The organism is Teredinibacter sp. KSP-S5-2, from assembly GCF_032773895.1.
Taxonomy (GTDB): domain Bacteria; phylum Pseudomonadota; class Gammaproteobacteria; order Pseudomonadales; family Cellvibrionaceae.
The window spans coordinates 4,595,879-4,614,172 of sequence record NZ_CP120416.1; the positions used below are offsets into that span (position 1 = coordinate 4,595,879).

The 18,294-nt window shown below is 46.9% G+C and carries 15 protein-coding genes; 8 read left to right on the forward strand and 7 right to left on the reverse strand.

The window, feature by feature from the left end; genetic code table 11:
* Positions 1-2,076, reverse strand: coding sequence for a glycine--tRNA ligase subunit beta (gene glyS, locus P5V12_RS19625; RefSeq protein ID WP_316954774.1), 2,076 nt, complete (start codon positions 2,074-2,076; stop codon positions 1-3).
* Positions 2,076-3,041, reverse strand: a complete 966-nt coding sequence (gene glyQ / locus P5V12_RS19630; RefSeq protein ID WP_316954775.1) for a glycine--tRNA ligase subunit alpha — start codon at positions 3,039-3,041, stop codon at positions 2,076-2,078. The genes glyS and glyQ overlap by 1 nt, the downstream gene beginning before the upstream one ends.
* Before the next feature lie 222 nt (positions 3,042-3,263).
* Here glyQ and P5V12_RS19635 point away from each other — a divergent pair, with 222 nt between their 5' ends.
* The 3 genes from P5V12_RS19635 to P5V12_RS19645 all read left to right on the forward strand — a co-directional run bounded on the left by P5V12_RS19635 (position 3,264) and on the right by P5V12_RS19645 (position 7,273).
* Entirely contained in the window at positions 3,264-4,151 is an 888-nt protein-coding gene (locus tag P5V12_RS19635) for a lysophospholipid acyltransferase family protein (protein ID WP_316954776.1), read from the forward strand.
* A gap of 172 nt (positions 4,152-4,323) precedes the next feature.
* On the forward strand, positions 4,324-5,784 hold the full coding sequence (locus P5V12_RS19640; RefSeq protein WP_316954777.1) for a rhomboid family intramembrane serine protease: 1,461 nt from the start codon (positions 4,324-4,326) through the stop codon (positions 5,782-5,784).
* On the forward strand, positions 5,771-7,273 hold the full coding sequence (locus tag P5V12_RS19645; protein ID WP_316954778.1) for a hypothetical protein: 1,503 nt from the start codon (positions 5,771-5,773) through the stop codon (positions 7,271-7,273). Before P5V12_RS19640 ends, P5V12_RS19645 begins: the two co-directional genes overlap by 14 nt.
* 12 nt (positions 7,274-7,285) lie before the next feature.
* Here the strand turns inward: P5V12_RS19645 and P5V12_RS19650 are convergent, their stop codons facing one another.
* From P5V12_RS19650 to def, 5 genes are read right to left on the reverse strand one after another with little or no spacing between them, the layout of a single operon-like run.
* On the reverse strand, positions 7,286-8,734 hold the full coding sequence (locus P5V12_RS19650) for a TrkH family potassium uptake protein (RefSeq protein ID WP_316954779.1): 1,449 nt from the start codon (positions 8,732-8,734) through the stop codon (positions 7,286-7,288).
* 33 nt (positions 8,735-8,767) lie between these two features.
* Positions 8,768-10,240, reverse strand: a complete 1,473-nt coding sequence (trkA, locus tag P5V12_RS19655; protein ID WP_316954780.1) for a Trk system potassium transporter TrkA — start codon at positions 10,238-10,240, stop codon at positions 8,768-8,770.
* A 40-nt stretch (positions 10,241-10,280) separates the two neighbouring features.
* A complete protein-coding gene (gene rsmB, locus P5V12_RS19660) occupies positions 10,281-11,618 on the reverse strand; it encodes a 16S rRNA (cytosine(967)-C(5))-methyltransferase RsmB (protein ID WP_316954781.1) in 1,338 nt (445 codons plus the stop codon).
* Positions 11,619-11,621: 3 nt separating this feature from the next.
* Positions 11,622-12,590: a methionyl-tRNA formyltransferase gene (gene fmt, locus P5V12_RS19665; RefSeq protein WP_316954782.1), complete on the reverse strand. Its 969-nt coding sequence runs from the start codon at positions 12,588-12,590 to the stop codon at positions 11,622-11,624.
* A gap of 24 nt (positions 12,591-12,614) precedes the next feature.
* Positions 12,615-13,124, reverse strand: coding sequence for a peptide deformylase (def, locus tag P5V12_RS19670; RefSeq protein WP_316954783.1), 510 nt, complete (start codon positions 13,122-13,124; stop codon positions 12,615-12,617).
* 199 nt (positions 13,125-13,323) lie between these two features.
* Here def and P5V12_RS19675 point away from each other — a divergent pair, with 199 nt between their 5' ends.
* The 5 genes from P5V12_RS19675 (at position 13,324) to aroE (ending at position 18,262) form a co-directional block, all read left to right on the forward strand.
* Positions 13,324-14,349 carry a LysM peptidoglycan-binding domain-containing protein gene (locus P5V12_RS19675; RefSeq protein WP_316954784.1) on the forward strand — a complete coding sequence of 342 codons (1,026 nt, stop codon included), beginning with the start codon at positions 13,324-13,326 and terminating at the stop codon, positions 14,347-14,349.
* Between the two features lie 152 nt (positions 14,350-14,501).
* Complete coding sequence (dprA, locus tag P5V12_RS19680; RefSeq protein WP_316954785.1) at positions 14,502-15,686, forward strand: DNA-processing protein DprA; 1,185 nt, start codon at positions 14,502-14,504, stop codon at positions 15,684-15,686.
* 252 nt (positions 15,687-15,938) lie between these two features.
* Positions 15,939-16,502 carry an L-threonylcarbamoyladenylate synthase gene (locus tag P5V12_RS19685; protein WP_316954786.1) on the forward strand — a complete coding sequence of 188 codons (564 nt, stop codon included), beginning with the start codon at positions 15,939-15,941 and terminating at the stop codon, positions 16,500-16,502.
* Positions 16,503-16,523: 21 nt separating this feature from the next.
* Complete coding sequence (gene hemF, locus P5V12_RS19690; protein ID WP_316954787.1) at positions 16,524-17,432, forward strand: oxygen-dependent coproporphyrinogen oxidase; 909 nt, start codon at positions 16,524-16,526, stop codon at positions 17,430-17,432.
* Positions 17,432-18,262 (forward strand): shikimate dehydrogenase, encoded by an 831-nt coding sequence (gene aroE / locus P5V12_RS19695; RefSeq protein ID WP_316954788.1) that lies wholly within the window; start codon positions 17,432-17,434, stop codon positions 18,260-18,262. The genes hemF and aroE overlap by 1 nt, the downstream gene beginning before the upstream one ends.
* The last annotated feature ends 32 nt before the right edge of the window (positions 18,263-18,294 follow it).

The following is an 18,294-nucleotide window of genomic DNA, read 5'->3' on the forward strand; positions in this document are numbered from 1 at the left end:
CTATTTTTTTACATCCAGATAAGAAATGTCTGCGACTTCGAGGAACAACGCACGAAGTTGGCCGAGTAACGCTAAACGATTATTCTTAAGCGATTCATCGTCTGCCATAACCATTACATTGTCGAAGAAATTATCTACAGGTTGCTGGAGCGCTGCCAAAGCTGAAAGTGCTTTGGTGTAATCCCCGGCAGCAAATATCGGGCTGACTTCATCCTGCAAACGCTTTAATTCGGAGGCCAGTTGTTTCTCGGCATCTTCCTGTAAAAGTGCCTCATCCACGTGTTGAGCAATTTCCTGGTCCTGTTTATTCAGGATATTAGATACACGCTTATTCGCTGCGGCCAAAGCGGGTGCTTCTTTGAGTTGTTTAAACTCGGCAACCGCATGAACGCGCTTGTTAATATCGACAGGCACAGAAAGCTGCTTCGCATGGACTGCCTGGAATACTTCAGCAGGGTAATCTTCTTCGTACCATGCGCGGAAGCGTTCCAACATGTAGTTGAGTACATCATTCACTACGGTTTGCGCTTTATCCAAACCGGTGAAGTGAGTGGCTGCTTGAGTAATTAATTCCTCAAGATCCAGGGCGTAACCTTTTTCCACCAGAATACGTAAAGCACCAAGGGAAGCGCGTCGTAACGCAAATGGGTCTTTCGAACCTGTTGGGATCTGACCGATACCAAATATGCCGGTGATGGTATCCAGGCGATCTGCCAGTGCAATAATGGCACCGGTCGTCGTTTCGGGTAGATCGTCCCCGGCAAACTTAGGCATGTATTGCTCAACAATTGCCTGGGCAACTTCGGCATCTTCGCCGTCATTTAGCGCGTAGTGATAACCGGCAATGCCTTGCATGTCTGGAAATTCATAAACCATGCTGCTGACCAAGTCGGATTTACACAACTCAGCTGCGCGGGCAACTTTATCTGAGTTGGCTTCGGCGATTTTTTCAGCGATAAACAATGCGAGTTTTTTGATTCGTTCTGTTTTATCAAAAATGGTTCCCAGTTGTGCCTGAAAGACAACATTTTTAAGACGTTCGCGCTGGGCAACTAAATTGGTTTTCTTATCGGTTTCAAAGAAAAACGCTGCATCGGCAAGGCGAGGGCGAATCACTCGTTCGTTACCTTCAATCACTTCACGCGCGTCTGCGCTATCGAGATTAGCAACGGTAATAAAATTGGGTAGCAACTTGCCATTGGCATCGACAACATGAAAATACTTTTGATGTTCTTTCATGGAAGAAATCAACGCTTCGGCGGGTACCTGCAAAAACTCTTCATCGAAGTTACCAGCAAGAGGAACTGGCCACTCAACCAGCGCAGTCACTTCATCCAACAGGTCTTCACTAATTACTGCTTCGCCTTCTAGTGACTCCGCACACTGTTTAACTTGTTCGACGATGACATTTTGTCGCTCAGAAAAGTCAGCGATTACTTTGCCGGTATCTTTCAATAAGGATTCGTATTCGTCCGGCGTGGATACTTCGATTTGCTGATTAAAGTGAAAACGATGGCCGAAAGTTTTATTTGAAGACTGTGTATCGAGAATGTTTTCGTTTAATACGGTGTCGCCAAACAAAATAAGTGACCAGTGTACAGGTCGAACAAACTCCGATCGCGATGCACCCCAGCGCATGCGCTTTTTAATAGGCAAATTATCCAATGAGGTTCGAATAATATCGCCAATCAATGATTCGGTTTTCTCTCCGCCTGCGGATTTGGCAAAAAACAGTTTATCAACTTTGCCATCGCTTTTAGCAACAAGAGCGGATACATCGATGCCACTCTTTTTGGCAAATGCTTCAGCAGCTTTGGTGGGTTTACCGGCATCGTCAAAAGCGATGTTAGCGGGTGGCCCCCAGACAGCCACTTCTTCGACCGGTGTTTTTTCATCGAGACCTTTAATTAATACCGCTAACCTGCGTGGTGTCGCGAAGCTTTTTACTTCGCCGAATTGTAGTTTAGCTGTGGTCAGGCCGTTTTCTATACCGCTGGTAAACGCTTCCGAAAGGGCTTTAAGCGAGGTCGGTGGTAGCTCTTCTGTACCAATTTCTATAAGCAGATCTTTGGACATTACTGCGCTCCTTTTTCAGCGGCGTTTTCTTCTTGGGCTTTCTTTGTTACTTCCTCTCGCAGTTTTTCCGGTGCGAGTGGGAAGCCCAACTTCAAGCGCGCATTGAAATAGGCTTGAGCTACGCTACGTGCCAGAGTTCGAACACGTAAAATAAAGCGTTGTCTCTCGGTAACGGATATCGCTTGTCTGGCATCGAGCAGGTTGAACGCATGGGAAGCTTTCATCACCATTTCGTATGCTGGTAGTGGCAAGCCTTTCTCGATCAGAGCGTTGCATTCGGATTCACACACATCAAAGGTGTGGAATAGAAACTCAACATTGGCGTGATTAAAGTTGAAGTCGGACATTTCGACTTCGTTTTGATGGAACACATCGCCATAGGTCACGATCGAGCCGTCTGGCGCATGGGTCCAAACCAAATCGTAAATTGAGCTTTTGTTTTGCAGGTACATGGCGATACGTTCCAGGCCGTAGGTGATCTCACCGGTCACCGGATAGCATTCAAGGCCGCCAACCTGTTGGAAATAGGTAAACTGGGTCACTTCCATACCGTTCAGCCAGACTTCCCAGCCCAAGCCCCATGCACCAAGGGTGGGGGATTCCCAGTTGTCTTCTACAAAACGGATATCGTGGATACCGGTATCGATACCCAAGTACTCTAGAGAGCCAAGATACAGATCTTGTATGTTGGATGGAGAAGGCTTAAGCACAACCTGGAACTGATAGTAGTGCTGCAAACGGTTGGGGTTTTCGCCATAACGACCATCGGTAGGACGGCGACAAGGCTGGACATAGGCGCTATTCCAGGTTTCTGGACCGATAGCCCGTAAAAAAGTCGCTGGGTGGAAGGTGCCTGCGCCCACTTCAAGGTCGAGTGGTTGGAGAATAACGCAGCCTTTTTCTGCCCAGTATTCCTGCAGCGCAAGAATCAGGCCCTGAAATGTTGAAACATCGGGGTTCGACACAGTTCTGTCTCTCTAGGATTAGTTTTTATATGAATAAGAAGCCCGCAATTATAGCGGTTGCGCTTCCTATGTACCAAGGCCAGATCGTGACAAAAAGGCTTTACGCTGACTGAGAGCAACATGAATTTCCAGGAATCCTTTGAGTTATGCACTAAATTTGGCAAAATAGGCCCTTATTCAGCGTACTTTTCTGCTTTTCTTACCCGTCACCAACGGCATTCCATGAAAACAATCAAATCCAGGCTCGTTCTTATCCTTCTTAAATCACTTGGCTTGCTTCCGTTATCTGTTGCGAGGGCGATAGGCAGTTTGGTTGGTCGTATTATGTGGTTAAGTCAGGATCGTAATTGCAAGGTGACCCTACGTAACCTGGAGCTGTGTTATCCGGATATGAGCGAGGAAGAGCGGGTAAAGATGGCAAAGGTGTCGTTGAGGGAAAGTAGTAAGGTGTTTTTTGAATCCCTTGTGGTGTATCGCCGCAGCCCGCAATGGCTGGAAAGCAAGATCGTTGCTGTATACGGGCAGGAGCTGATCGAAAAGGCTTTGAGTGAGGATAAAGGACTCATTTTTCTTGGCCCCCACCTGGGCAACTGGGAAGTGATCGGGCAAAAAGTTTCGCAGCTTGGCCAGCTGACCGCCCTGTATATGCCGCCGAAACACACCTACCTTGAAGAGTTTGTACTGGATGCCAGAGAGAAGCAGGGTGGAATCTTCTTACCTGCAACCATAAAAGGGGTTGCCGGTTTGGTGAAGGCGCTGAAGAAAAAGGAGATTGTCGGCATTCTGCCCGATCAGGTCCCCGATATGGGTTGGGTTTTTGCACCGTTTTTTGGTGTGAGGGCAGGCACCATGACATTGGTACATGGGCTGTTGTCCAAGGTGCCTTGCAATGTGATCAGTTGCGTGGCCATTCGCTGTAAGGCTGGGTTCGAAATCCACTATGTTGCGGTTCCCGAAGAAATTTACAGCGACGACCAGCAAACCAGTGTGGCGGCGTTAAACCAAGCCGTTGAGCGTTGTGTTCAACTAAAACCTGAGCAGTACCAGTGGGAATACAAACGTTTTAAAGCGCGAAAAGACTTTAATGAACCCTGTTTGTATTGGGATTAAGCGATACGAACAAGAAGCGTGATTTAATTCAAAATCTGCTGCGGTCTTATTTTCTAAAATCCAATGACTGGCCCATAGTCAATATACGCCCTGTGCACTTGCCAAGGTGGCCTTTTTCGCTCAGGCTGTGGGTTGCACTGTCAGGTGGGCTTGTGACTCTGGATGCCGTGAAATGATAATAATTCCTACTGAAAAATCCTTTGATTGGAAGCATGCCCCAATCGCCCTGTTTACCATTGTGTTGTTGAACATTTTCTTTTTCTTTTCCTACCAAATGGATGATCAAAAGAAAATCACTGAAGCCCTGGTTGATTATCAGCGTTTTGAGTTCTTCCAGCATGAATGGACCCTATATCAAGAGTATCTAAAAGCCTCTGATCAAATGGATACTCTGGAAGACTCCCAATTCATGTATGAAGACGATGAAGTTGAGGCTTTGAGTGTCTCCATGCTAATGGATTTTGAGTTTTACGAATACCTGCGTGACCACTCGGAACGGTTTTTCCTGCTTGCCAAAATGAATGAATTCAAAGCGCGGGAATGGAGCATCGAGCGGCGGGCAATCCACAATAAGATGAAGCAGGTCAGCTCCATTGCCCATGGTTTAATTCCAAAGGAAATCGGTGTTTTTGATTTAGTTAGTCACCAGTTTTTGCATGGCGACTTAATGCATCTGGTCGGCAATATGTTTTTCCTTGTTGTCTGCGGCTTTGCTGTCGAAGCGGCAATTGGTTCACTTAAATTTACGGGTTTCTATTTACTGTCCGGTATTGTTGGCGGCCTCTCCCATTGTCTGGTTGATTTGCAAAGCACTGTCCCTCTTATTGGCGCCTCCGGTGCAATATCCGGTGTGATGGCCATGTATCTGGCCGTTTTTAGATTAAAGAAAATTGAATTCTTTTATTGGATATTTGCTTTTGTTGGTTATTTTAAAGCACCGGCGCTGCTTATTTTGCCTGTATACATTGGCATGGAGTTATTTAACTATTTTGCCTACCCAGATTCGAATGTTGCTTTTATGGCCCACACTGGCGGGTTTATTGCCGGGGCGGCAGCAATAGCGATTACTTTGAAGCTCCAACCTTTATCAACGGCGTTGAATCAGGAGTATGTCGAGCAAGACACCACCATCGACCCGGCAAAAGAGAAACTGGCAAAGATATACAGCGCAATCGATAGTTACAGTTTCAGTACGGCGTTGGGTTTACTTAATCAGTATCTTGAAGAAGAAAAAAATACCTTTGATCTGCAATTCTTAAAATATACCTTGTGTAAGTTAACCGGTAGTGAGCAACTGACTCAAAGCCTTATTGAGTTGTTCAGTAATAAACGTTATACCGAGGAACAACTGCACAAGTTGTCATTGTTGTGGCGAGAATACGCAGATGTACGTGAAGAGTTGGATGATGATCACGCAATGAACATTGCGCTCAATATGGTGAGTCATAATATGCTTGAGTTAGCGGAAGGGATATTCAGCAAAATTTATCGTGACAATAAAACTCATACTCAACTTGGCGTGCTTGCCAAAAAACTCGCTTTGATTTATGGCGAGCAAAATAACCACAATAAACAGCTTCATTTTAATCAGATTGCGGAACAATTAATCGGAGGAAATAATGGACAGCTGTAAATATCATCCTCTGACACCCGCAACGTTTTTTTGCCATAAATGCAAAATTAATGCATGTGATGCCTGTGTGGATACCGGCAATGTCTATAGTGATCCAAAATGCTTTATCTGCGGTAAGGAGATGGAGAGCCTGGGGGCAATGAATTACGCGGTACCCTTCTGGCGTCGTTTGGAAGAGACATTTCGTTACCCTTTTAATATACAAACTGGTTCTTTAATTATTATTACCGGCATACTGACTGGCATTATCAGTTTCTTGCCTGGATTAATCGCTGTCATTGTGTCGTTTATTATCAGTGCGGCTCTGGTTAAGTACTCTTTTGACTGTCTGGAGCGAACTTCCCGCGGAGATTTTACCCCACCACAATTAATAGATTCTTTGGAAGGTGGGCGGTTATTACTGCTGCAACTGGTGGTATTGATTATTCTTGTCACCGTCGCGGCTTTGTTTGCTATCAGCTTTTTGGGTAGTTTTATCGGTGGGATAATTGCATTTCTGTTGTTTGTGTCTTTGCCAGCTATGACCATTTCTCTGGCGATTGAAGAAAATCTGCTTGAAGCATTAAACCCAGTGAAAACCTACTCCATGATTACCGCGATAGGTTTACCTTACGGCTTATTGCTGGGTTTCTTAATGATTATGATGGGGTCATTGGAAGTTATTTCACAACTGTTCTCTATGGTGGAACCTGTCTCAGCCAGAATCCTGCAATCCTGCGCAGCGAATTATTACTGGGTGGTGGCCTTTCATATGATGGGCTATATGATTTTCGAAAACCAAAAGCACCTGGGCTTTTCTGCGAGAGAGTCTGATAATCAGGGGAACGCCAATAGAGGTGAACACGAAAACATTGCGGCAAATATTAGTGTCTACATAAAAGAAGGGATGCTTGATCAGGCATTCAAAAAATTTGAAGAGTTGATTAACAAATTTCCCAATAACCAATCTTATCAGGATGATTTTTTTGAACTACTGGTTAAAAGTGGCAATAAAAAAACCTTAACCAGGTATTCAACGTTTTACCTTCGAGCCATCGCCAACGGCCCTATGCCAGAAAAACTGGGTATTGCATATAAGCGAATAGCACAAGTCATTCCAAATTACCTGCCTAGCTCACCGAGTCTGAGAGTGACTTTAGCCAAGGTGTTTTTTCAACGTGGGGAAGATAAAATCGCCATCGCTCAATTAAATGGACTGCATAAAGAATTTCCCGATTATGAATACTTGGCTGATGCCTATCAGCTGTTAGCGGATATTTTGGCTAAACAACCGAGAATGCAGGACAAAGCAAAAGAGTGCCAGCAGTTTGCCACCAAGCTTAAGCGGAAAAAACAACAGGAAGAGGAAGAACGTAAGCGCCAGAAAACGGTGAAGACTAAAAAGGTTATCGATTCGTCGTTCGAAAACCTGCGTAACAGCTTGTCCAACGACAGTAATAAAGGGGCATCACTCAGTGGCTTTGGCTTGGTGCCGAAAGACGAGGAATAAATTTAGAGAGTACTATTTACGCCAGAAGGCCGGAGTAAACAAAACCAACAATGTAAACACTTCTAACCGGCCAAGTAACATAGCGAAACATAACACCCATTTGGCGGTTGAGTTGATGTTGCCATAATGGGTGGATACTTCACCTAAGCCCGGGCCGAGGTTATTGATACAGGCACCGATGGCAGTAAACGCCGTCACGAAATCCAGGCCTGTGGCCAATAACACGACGCACATTGTCAAATACGACACCACGTATACGGCAAAAAACCCCCACACCGCTTCAACAATCCGATCTGAAACTGATTTGGTACCAATCTTGATGGGAATAATCGCATTGGGGTGAATAAGGCGATAAATTTCGCGCATCCCTTGTTTAATCATAAGCAGTACGCGAATCATCTTGATACCGCCACCAGTCGATCCAGCACAGCCCCCCATAAAGGCAAACATAAAGATCAAGAAAGGTAAAAAGCTAGGCCAGATAGAAAAGTCAGTTACTGCAAAGCCGGTTGTGGTCAGGATCGAAATTAATTCGAAGCTACCTTTAATTAATGCCTCTTCTACCGGGTAGATATTTGTTGTCAATAAATAGCCGACACAAATAACCAGGCCTATGCCAATCATTGAAACATAGAATTTAAATTCCGGGTCTTTGAGGTAATGGGTTATGCCTTTGTCCCGCCAGGCAAAAAAGTGCAGCGCAAAGTTTACGCCGGATAACACCATAAAAAACATGCACACCAGATAGGTGCGAGAGTCGTTAAAGAAGCCCATGCTGGCATCGTGGGTCGAGAAGCCGCCAATCGCCACGGTGGAAAAAGAATGGGTTATCGCGTCGAAAGGAGTCATCCCGGTCAGCCAGTATCCGAAGGCGCAGGCTATGGTTAGGCTGAGGTAAATGAAAAACAAGGCTTTTGCCGTTTCGGTAATCCTCGGTGTGAGCTTGCTGTCTTTCACCGGGCCGGGTGTTTCGGCGCGATATAACTGCATACCACCAATGCCCAGCATTGGGAGAACGGCTACTGCGATAACGATAATCCCGATGCCGCCAAGCCACTGGAGTTGCTGACGATAAAATAAAATTGAACGGGGAAGATAGTCGAGCCCCGTGAGTACGGTTGCTCCGGTTGTGGTTAACCCTGAAAGAGATTCAAACATCGCATCAACCACGGACAGTTGAGTGGCTTCAGCAAGTAATAACGGCAGCGAACCGAAGAGTGCGAGCACCGTCCAAAAAAGAGACGTGACTAGAAAGCCGTCCCGAGTACGAAGTTCCTGCTTAATTTTATATACCGGCAGCCAAGCCAGCATGCCGGTAACAAAGGTGATAGCAAAGGCGATAACAAAACTGTCCACCGCGCCATCGTCATACCAAAGGGAAACCAGAATGGGTGGAGCCAGGGTCAGGCTAAAAAGTGTTAGCAGAATTCCGAGAACTTTAAAGATAACAGCGAAATGCATAGTGAACTGGCGCCCTGCGTTTTCTGAGCTCGGTTAGAAGAAAGTAAAGCCTACCTGGAACAGGCGCTCGATATCAGAAATAAACTTCTTGTTAATTACGAATAGAATCACATGGTCACCGGATTCAATAACGATATCGTCGTGAGCAATAATAACTTCGCGTTTTGGTGCTTCGCGAGTTGGAGCGCTGTTACGAATTCCCATCGCCAATTCAGGTGAACGCAGGATTTCGTTGGTGAGACTTTCAGGTGCTTCCTGAACTTCACGGACAATTGCGCCAATGGTTGCACCTTCGGGCAGGTCGATATCCTCAATGGCCCGACCCACTACCTTCGAGGTTTTTTCATCGCCGTGTGCAATAACTTCAATGGCTTCGGCCGCACCCCGGCGAAGTGAGTGAACATTCACTATATCACCACGCCTTACATGGGTTAACAGGCTGCCGATTGTGGCCTGCTGCGGAGAGATCGCGATATCAATCTCGCCGCCTTGCACTAAATCGACATAGGCTGGATTACTGATTAACGTCAGCACTTTATGTGCACCCATCCGTTTGGCCAGCAGCGAGGACATAATATTGGCCTCGTCGGAGTTGGTTACCGCGAGGAATACATCAGTATCTTCAATATTTTCTTCCGCCAGTAAGTCCTGATCCGAGGCGCTGCCGTTAAGCACGGTCACATGATCCAGATGCTCAGATAAAAAGTCTGAGCGTTCACTGTTTAGCTCAATGACTTTAACGGAATAATCTTTTTCCAGACTTTTGGCGAGCTGAAAGCCAATATTGCCACCACCTGCGATAATAATGCGCTTATAAGGGCGGTCTAAGCGGCGCAGCTCTTTTACAACTGCGCGAATATCTTCCTTGGCGGCCAGGAAGAACACCTCATCGTCGGCTTCAATCGCAGTCGAGCCAGTGGGCACAATCGCGCGATTGCGTCGGTAAATTGCGGCGACTCGTGTCTCCACCTTGGGGATATGCTTACGAATATAACGCAGCTGTTGGCCCACTAGCGGCCCGCCGTAATAGGCCTTAACGGCAACCAGCTGTACCAAACCTCCTGCAAAATCGAGTACTTGCAGCGCGCCGGGTTGTTGTACCAAGCGGTATAGGTAATCGGACACCAGTTTTTCCGGACTGATAATCAGGTCAACCGGAATGGCGTCACGACGGAACAGTCCCTCGCAAGTTGCGTAAGACTGGGAACGAATTCGAGCGATTTTGGTGGGGGTGCGGAATAAGCTGTGAGCGATCTGGCAGGCAACCATATTGATTTCATCGTTACCTGTTACAGCAATCAGCATGTCTGCATCTTCGATTCCTGCTTTTACCAGAATCTCCGGGTTGGATGCGTGGCCAGAAACCACGCCCAGGTCGAACCTGTCACGCAGCTCGCGGAGCTGAAGTTCCCGTGTGTCTACCACGGTGATATCGTTTGCTTCACTGGAAAGGTGGGCTGCTAAAGTGCCACCAACCCGACCTGCACCTAAGATTATAATTTTCATTAATCGTAACTTTGCTTTTCAGCCGGTTTATTTAATCGTATTACTCGTCTTTCTGTATGCGCGCGTAATAAAAACCGTCATATCCTTGGTTTTTGGGAAATAACTGTCGGCCATAAGGTCGTTTTATTCCCCATGCTTGATTATCGTCGAAAGCTAGCTCTTTAGCGTTTGTCGTTTGTGTTAAAAAACGCTCGATGAGTTTTTCGTTTTCCTGTGGGAGTATGGAACATGTTGCATACAGTAAAATTCCCCCGGGTTTTAACACCCCCCACATTGCTTCTATCAAGGAAAATTGTAGCTCGGCAAGCTTATCAAGATCGTCAGGCCGGCGCAGCAGTTTTATATCCGGATGCCGGCGGATAACGCCGGTAGCAGAGCAGGGTGCGTCTAATAACACTCGGTCAAAAGGTACTTTATCCCACCACGAATCGAGATCCAGTGCGTTAGCACAAATTAATTGGTGATTAAGATCCCCAAGTTGTAAGCGGCTGATGTTCTCTTTTACCCTGCTTAATCGCGCTTCTTCCAAATCAATAGAAACCAATTCACTTATTTCCGAGCAGTGTTCCAGAATATGGGTGGACTTTCCGCCCGGTGCGCAACAGGCATCCAGTACTCTGTTTTGTGGCTGGAGTTGGAGTAGTGGAGCACTGAGTTGGGCTGCCTCGTTTTGAACGCTGAAGAAGCCCTGGTCGTAACCGGGAAGTGATTTTATGTCTTGCTTGCTATCTATACGTATACAAGTATGCGAATACTTACTTTCCGAGTAGCTTACATCACGTGATGAAAGTGCTTCCAGGTAAGACTCTCGTGTAGTTTCCCGCAAATTTATTCGTATATGGATAGGGGGTTGCTGATTGTTGGCTTCCAATATTTGTTGCCAATGATCCGGCCAGCTCTTTTTAAGCTTGCCAATTAGCCACGCCGGATGATTGTAGATCGCTTCAAGATTTTCTTGTTGCTGCTCTACCTGTTCTTCTGGCTCGTGGGTACGTGTGGCCTGCCGAAGGACGCCGTTGACCAGCGCCTTGGCCCAGGTTTTTTTGAGCTTTGTGCTGGCGTTAACGGTCTCAGAAATAACTGCATGGTCAGGCACCCGCATGTTGAGCAACTGATGTAGACCTATAAGCAATAACGCTTTTACGTCAGCATCTTTGTTGCGTAACGGTTTGCCAAGCAGTTGGCTGAGTTGTGAGTCGAGAAGATAGTAGTTACGCAGTGTTCCGAAGCATAGCTCCTGAAATAAACTGCGTTCATTTTCCGCAATTTTGGTGCGATTAGTTTCGAACGTGCTGCTAAGAGAGGCACTTTGTCGCAATACTGGTGCCAGTGTTTTTGCCGCTATTGCTCGAACATTCACAGATTTGTGGTTACTCAACCGCTATTGCCCCAAATGAGAATGTTGTTGTAACAGCGACGAGAAGCCATTAAGAAATTGCTCAACTTCCATCGATTTTTTGCCGGGAAGTTGCAGTTCCAGGAGTCGAACGCTGCCACTACCGCATTGCACCTCAATGCTGCCCTCACGAATCGCAACTTTACCTGGGTCGGATTTGCCAGTTGTATCTGCAATCAGCGCCGCCCTTTGAATTCGCAAACGCTCGCCACCCAAAGTGGTGTAACAAACTGGAAAGGGGTTAAAGGCGCGGATCTTCCGTTCAATTTCGGGTGCGGGCAGAGACCAATCAATCTCTGCTTCGGATTTTTCTATTTTTCGGGCGTATTGGAATTCGGTGTTCTCATATTCATCGGACTGTTTTTCTCCAATGACTTTTCCTTGAGATAACTGTTCAAGGCAAGTGAGTAGGGCTTGAGGCCCCAACTCTGCGAGGCGCTGGTATAAGTCCCCACTGGTGTCAGTTGGAGAAATATCGCACTCGGCTTTTAATAGCATGTCACCGGTATCCAGGCCTATGTCCATTTGCATGATGGTGACACCGGTTTTTGTGTCTCCGTATTGAACGGCTCTTTGGATTGGGGCGGCGCCCCGCCATTTTGGAAGCAGCGAGCCGTGAACATTGAAGCAGCCAAATTTGGGGGTGTCTAACACGGCTTGAGGTAGAAGCAGTCCATAGGCCACGACAATCATCAAATCCGGGTTAAGTTGCTTTAATTCTGCCTGCGCTTCTTCGGTTTTCAGAGATTCTGGCTGGAAAACCGGAATGCTGTGTTCCTCTGCCAGCTGCTTAACCGGGCTGGGTGTGAGTTTTTTTCCCCGACCAGCAGGGCGATCCGGTTGTGTGTATACGGCGAGAATATTATGCGGTGATTGCAGCAAGGCTTCGAGGTGCTTAGCTGCAAAATCTGGTGTACCCGCAAAAACAATATTGAGAGGTTGTGTGTGGCTCATTAAATGGTTTTTACCGAAGTTAGATTATTTTTCCGCTAATTTATGCTGTTTTTCCAGCTTTTTGCGAATACGTGAACGCTTCATGTTGGACAGGTAATCCACAAAAAGCTTTCCGTCCAGGTGATCGGCCTCGTGCTGAATGCACACGGCCAGAAGCCCTTCTGGTTCGATTGTGAAAGTCTCTCCGTTGCGGTTGAGAGCAGTGACCCGCACATGCCTTGGACGAGTAACCTCTTCGTAGAATCCTGGCACGGACAAACAACCTTCTTCATAATCGAACAGGGTTTCGTCCAAAATTTCTATTTTGGGGTTGATGAATACCAGGGGCTCGGATTTATCCTCGCTGGTATCAATGACCACCACACGTTTATGAACATTCACTTGTGTGGCGGCCAGTCCGACGCCGGGGGCGTCGTACATGGTTTCAAACATGTCATCAATCAGCTGGCGAATGGAATCGTCAACTTCAGTAACAGGTTGCGCGACATTACGTAACCTGGGGTCGGGAAATTCAAGTATCTTGAGTATGGCCATGGGGGAAATCTAATAATGTGACTAATTTATCTCGATTGTGGGACAAACTTATAGTAACTAGCTAAGTATCGCTGCTAACATTATGATCATACAGCAGTTATACTAAATCTCTTAGGCGAGTTACAGGCCGCCAGCAACTGGTTTCTAAGCTATTATAACGGTTATAGGTCGCTAGGCCGAACTGAACAGGACCCAAGCAATGAAAAATCTCCTAACAGGCATTGTTGCTTTCACCCTTTCATCCATAGTGTTGGCTAGTGAGCCACAACTAAAAAGTGATGTTCCAGATAACTATACGGTGATCAAAGGAGATACACTTTGGGATATTTCCGGAAGATTCCTTCAAAACCCGTGGATGTGGCCAGAAATCTGGCATGTGAACACTCAGATAGAAAACCCTCACCTTATCTACCCTGGAGACGTTATTCGTCTTATCTATCTTGAAGGGCAACCCCGATTGACCCTGACCCGTGCCGATGGTGGCAGAACCTATAAGCTGAGCCCGCAGGTGCGTGAGCTTACTGCCGAAGAAGCTATCGAGACGATTCCACTTGATAAGATCAACAGCTTTTTATCCAAAAGTCGGGTAGTTGGCAAACGTGATTTGGAAAGAGCACCGTATATTCTATCCGGAGCCGATGAGCACCTGGTTGTGGGTGCCGGCGATCAGGCCTATGCCAGAGGGACTTTCGAGGAAACCTACACGGTGTATGGCGTTTACCGTGGTGGTGACAAATACATAGACCCAGAGACCAAAGAGTTTTTGGGGGTGCAGGCGTTTGATATTGGTACAGGTACTCTGGTTTCCGTTGAAGGCGAAATCGGCACACTGGATATCACGCGAACAACTGAAGAAATTCGTATAGGCGACCGCTTGTTACGTCAGGAAGAGCGTCCAATCGATTCTACTTTTTATCCATCTCCTCCCGCTGAAGACATTAAAGGTGTGATCCTTGCGGTAGAAGGTGGTGTAAGCCAAGTGGGTAAAATGGACGTCGTGGTCATAAACCGTGGTGAGCGTGAGGGGATGGTGCCTGGTAACGTTTTGGCTGTGTACAAGCGTGGTGGCAAAATCCGTGACCGCGTTTCCGGTGATACCGTTAAACTCCCAGATGAGCGTGCGGGTTTAATGATGGTGTTTAAAACCTTTGAAAAAGTAAGCTTTGGTTTGGTTCTTGAAGCTAAGCAAGGCTTAAAAGTAGGTGACTTGATTCAAAACCCGTAGGGCTTGCCTGCTGGGAATGAAGGCCACATGGATGTGGGTAAGGTAAGCCTGGGGCTGCCTTTCAATTATTCACTCGACTTTTCCAATGCATCGATAGATACTCAAATACTGATGTTCATATCACTAACAGTATGATGTTCAAGGACGACACAATGCTATCCCCTCTCGAATTACAACTCTTCTTCAGCAGGCTACCGTCTGTTGGCACAGCAACCTACTGGAAGGTACTTGATCATGTCCCTGGCTTGAGTGCTTTTTTTGAGCTTTCACGAGACAAACTGGAAGTGCTTATCCCGCAGGAAGCAGTTGATGCGGTTGAGGAATTTCAGCGGCTAGGTAAGGCTTCGAGTACTTTTAAGCAGATCGAAGCGGATCTTGAATGGGCGGATAAGCTCAACGCAAAACTCATAGACTCCAGCAGTGAGCATTACCCTGAGTTATTGCGGGAAACAAAAAAACCACCTCCATTATTGTATGTTCTGGGTGATCCCAGTTGCCTTTCCTTCCCCCAGATTGCAGTCGTTGGCACCCGCAACCCCACTCCGGGTGGGCAGAGTAGCGCTTTTGAGTTTGCAGCCGAGCTGGCAAAACATGGTTTTACCATTACCAGCGGTTTGGCGCTGGGTATTGATACTGCCGCTCACACTGGTGCAGTTAGCGTCAATGGTCGAACAATTGCTGTACTGGGAACTGGTGTGGATAAAATCTACCCTGCCAGAAACCGGGAGCTTGTGCAGCGCATCATTGAAAACGGTGGGGCGGTTATCAGTGAATTCCCATTGGGTACTGAGGCTCTTCCTCAGAACTTTCCTCAACGAAATCGGGTGATCAGCGGTTTGAGCTATGGCACTTTAGTGATTGAAGCTGCGGTGAAAAGCGGTTCGCTGATTACGGCCAGGTATGCGGTACAACAGGATCGAGAAGTGTTTGCCTTGCCCGGTTCTGTTCATAATCCGCTTAGTCGGGGTTGTCATCAGCTGATTAAAGAAGGGGCAAAACTGGTAGAAACAGCAATGGATGTGACCAGCGAGTTAAAGGGGTTTTTGTCCATGAGCTGGGAGCAAACTGGACGGATGAGTGACTCGGTGGACTCCGATATTGTCGGGCAGCTCGTCACTAATGAGTCAGAAGATGTCGTACTTCAGCATTTAGGCTACGAAACCACCTCTATCGATACATTGGTAGAGAGAACAGGTTTGTCCGTGGGCGATGTGATGTCAGCGCTGCTCACTATGGAGTTGAAAGGCTTTGTGGTAAATACTGGAGCGGGCTATACGCGGCTTGAACAGTCGCAGGGGTTTATCAACTCGATGATTAAAAATGGTAAGCAAGGGTAGGTCTAAGCCCTTGTTTTTGAACTGGTTACATATTTCACCAGAGGTTATTTGGTCAGGGCTATTGAATCTGATTGCTCCCTCTTCTTTCCATCATCTAGCAAAAACCTAGCAATCTGGCGGCGCAAATTTTCGATATAACAGATAAGATAACGCACCAAAGCGGGTAATTTCGGTGTTAAGAAGCTTTGACGCGATATTAGCCAAAAAAACACTTCCTCAAGTAAACTGATTAAAAGCATATATAGAAACGATATGGATTGGCGCTGGCACCCTCGTATTCAACAATGTGCGCTGCGAATACTTCGTGGTGATGTAATAGCATATCCTACTGAAGCTGTGTGGGGTTTGGGGTGTGATCCTTTTAATCAACATGCAGTCGAAAAAATTCTTCGGCTTAAGCAGCGGCATGTCGATAAAGGTTTGATTCTCGTTGCTGGTGAGATTGAACAGCTGTCATTTCTTTTGGACGGCATAAACTCCGAACAACGTGCCCAACTTGAACAGTCCTGGCCCGGCCATATTACCTGGTTGATTCCCCATAAAAATCGCGTACCGGATTTTGTTTCAGGCCAATTTGATAGTGTTGCGGTGAGAGTAAGTACTCACCCAATAATTCAATCTTTGTGTAAATTAGTTGATGGGCCTATCGTGTCGACGTCAGCTAACCCCCAAGGGTTGCCGCCAGCCCGATCACAAATGGCAGCAAGACGATACTTCGGTAAAGAAAACCTGTATTTTAGTCCGGGCAATGTGGGCAAGAATGCATCTCCATCGGTGATTAAGGACTTACTCACCGGACGTATAATCCGCGCATAACAACACAAAAAGGCTTATCTCATGTCAGCACCTGATAAACAGGCGGTTAAGCAATATCTCCAACAACTGCAAACACGCATATGCGACGAACTGAGTTTGGTGGATGGTAAACAGCAGTTTGTTGAGGATACTTGGCAACGAGCAGAAGGCGGTGGCGGTGCTTCCCGGGTTATGACCGAGGGCGCGGTGATTGAAAAAGGTGGCGTCAACTTTTCTCACGTTATGGGAGAAGCCTTGCCTGTTTCTGCAACTGCCCACAGACCGGAGCTGGCTGGCCGAAGCTTTGAAGCAATGGGGGTGTCGTTGGTCATTCATCCGCATAACCCTTTTGTGCCAACCAGTCACGCTAATGTCCGTTTCTTTATCGCCGAGAAAGAAGGCGAAGCCCCTGTATGGTGGTTTGGTGGCGGCTATGATCTGACGCCTTACTATGGGTTTGAGGAAGATTGCCAGCATTGGCACCAGACTGCGAAAACGGCCTGTGAGCCTTTCGGGCAAGAGATTTACCCAAAGTACAAAAAGTGGTGTGATGACTACTTTTACCTCAAGCACAGAGGTGAACCCCGTGGTGTTGGTGGGCTCTTTTTCGACGACTTAAATCATATGGGGTTTGAACAGAGTTTCGCCTTTATGCAGGCGGTGGGAGACAGCTATACCAAGGCCTATATTCCCATTGTCGAAAAGCGTAAAAACACACCATACACCGAACAAGAAAAGCAGTTTCAACTGTACCGGCGAGGTCGATATGTGGAATTTAATCTGGTGTACGACCGGGGAACCCTGTTTGGTTTGCAGACCGGAGGAAGAACGGAATCCATTTTGATGTCTCTACCACCCTTGGTCCGTTGGGAATATGACTGGCATCCCGAGCCGGGGTCGAAAGAAGCTGACCTATACGATAAGTACTTGATTACAAAGGAGTGGGTGTAATGACCGAACAAACGAAAGACCGTTATTGTGTTTTTGGTAATCCCATTGCTCATTCCAAGTCGCCGGTTATCCATTCTCTCTTTGCCGAACAAACACAGCAGCAACTCTCCTATGACAAGCAAGTAGTCGATATTGACGGTTTTAATCAGGCAGCAAACGACTTTTTTGCATCCGGGGGAAAGGGCTTAAATATCACCGTGCCTTTTAAACACGATGCTTACCAATTTGCACAGGTGCTGACCGAACGGGCAAAAACAGCGGGGGCAGTGAATACACTGGCGCTACAAGATGATGGCACCATTCTGGGGGATAACACCGATGGCATTGGTATGGTGTCAGACATTGTGGACCGAATGGGATGGCCGATTCAGGCGCAGCGGGTACTGATTCTGGGGGCGGGGGGTGCCGTTCGCGGTGTGCTTCTACCGGTGCTGGAGCAACATCCAATGAGTGTTACTGTGGCCAACAGGACAGCTGAAAAAGCGCGAGTATTGGAAGAGGAGTTTAAACCTTACGGGCATATTCGTGGCTGTGGCTACGATGAACTTGATGGCCTGCAATTTGATCTCGTTATTAACGGTACATCGGCCAGTCTATCCGGGGATTTACCGCCGATTCCCGCTGAGGTTTTGGCCAATAACGCCAAGGCTTACGACATGATGTATGGCAATGAGCCGACCCCGTTTTTACAATGGGCGAAGCAACATGGTGCTGATGAGATCGCAGATGGACTGGGAATGCTAGTTGGACAAGCTGCAGAATCGTTTTATATTTGGCGTCACTGTCGGCCAGATGTGCAGCCCGTTATCAATCAACTAAGGCAAATTTAGCCAAGAAGTGTGCGTGATTCTACGGTAGATGT

Excerpts from the sequence above, each read along its gene's own strand:
- glyS (WP_316954774.1), bottom strand. The coding sequence starts at position 2,076 with ATGTCCAAAGATCTGCTTATAGAAATTGGTACAGAAGAGCTACCACCG.
- P5V12_RS19635 (WP_316954776.1), top strand. The coding sequence starts at position 3,264 with ATGAAAACAATCAAATCCAGGCTCGTTCTTATCCTTCTTAAATCACTT.
- P5V12_RS19640 (WP_316954777.1), top strand. The coding sequence starts at position 4,324 with ATGATAATAATTCCTACTGAAAAATCCTTTGATTGGAAGCATGCCCCA.
- P5V12_RS19645 (WP_316954778.1), top strand. The coding sequence starts at position 5,771 with ATGGACAGCTGTAAATATCATCCTCTGACACCCGCAACGTTTTTTTGC.
- P5V12_RS19650 (WP_316954779.1), bottom strand. The coding sequence starts at position 8,734 with ATGCATTTCGCTGTTATCTTTAAAGTTCTCGGAATTCTGCTAACACTT.
- trkA (WP_316954780.1), bottom strand. The coding sequence starts at position 10,240 with ATGAAAATTATAATCTTAGGTGCAGGTCGGGTTGGTGGCACTTTAGCA.
- fmt (WP_316954782.1), bottom strand. The coding sequence starts at position 12,590 with ATGAGCCACACACAACCTCTCAATATTGTTTTTGCGGGTACACCAGAT.
- def (WP_316954783.1), bottom strand. The coding sequence starts at position 13,124 with ATGGCCATACTCAAGATACTTGAATTTCCCGACCCCAGGTTACGTAAT.
- P5V12_RS19675 (WP_316954784.1), top strand. The coding sequence starts at position 13,324 with ATGAAAAATCTCCTAACAGGCATTGTTGCTTTCACCCTTTCATCCATA.
- dprA (WP_316954785.1), top strand. The coding sequence starts at position 14,502 with ATGCTATCCCCTCTCGAATTACAACTCTTCTTCAGCAGGCTACCGTCT.
- P5V12_RS19685 (WP_316954786.1), top strand. The coding sequence starts at position 15,939 with ATGGATTGGCGCTGGCACCCTCGTATTCAACAATGTGCGCTGCGAATA.
- hemF (WP_316954787.1), top strand. The coding sequence starts at position 16,524 with ATGTCAGCACCTGATAAACAGGCGGTTAAGCAATATCTCCAACAACTG.
- aroE (WP_316954788.1), top strand. The coding sequence starts at position 17,432 with ATGACCGAACAAACGAAAGACCGTTATTGTGTTTTTGGTAATCCCATT.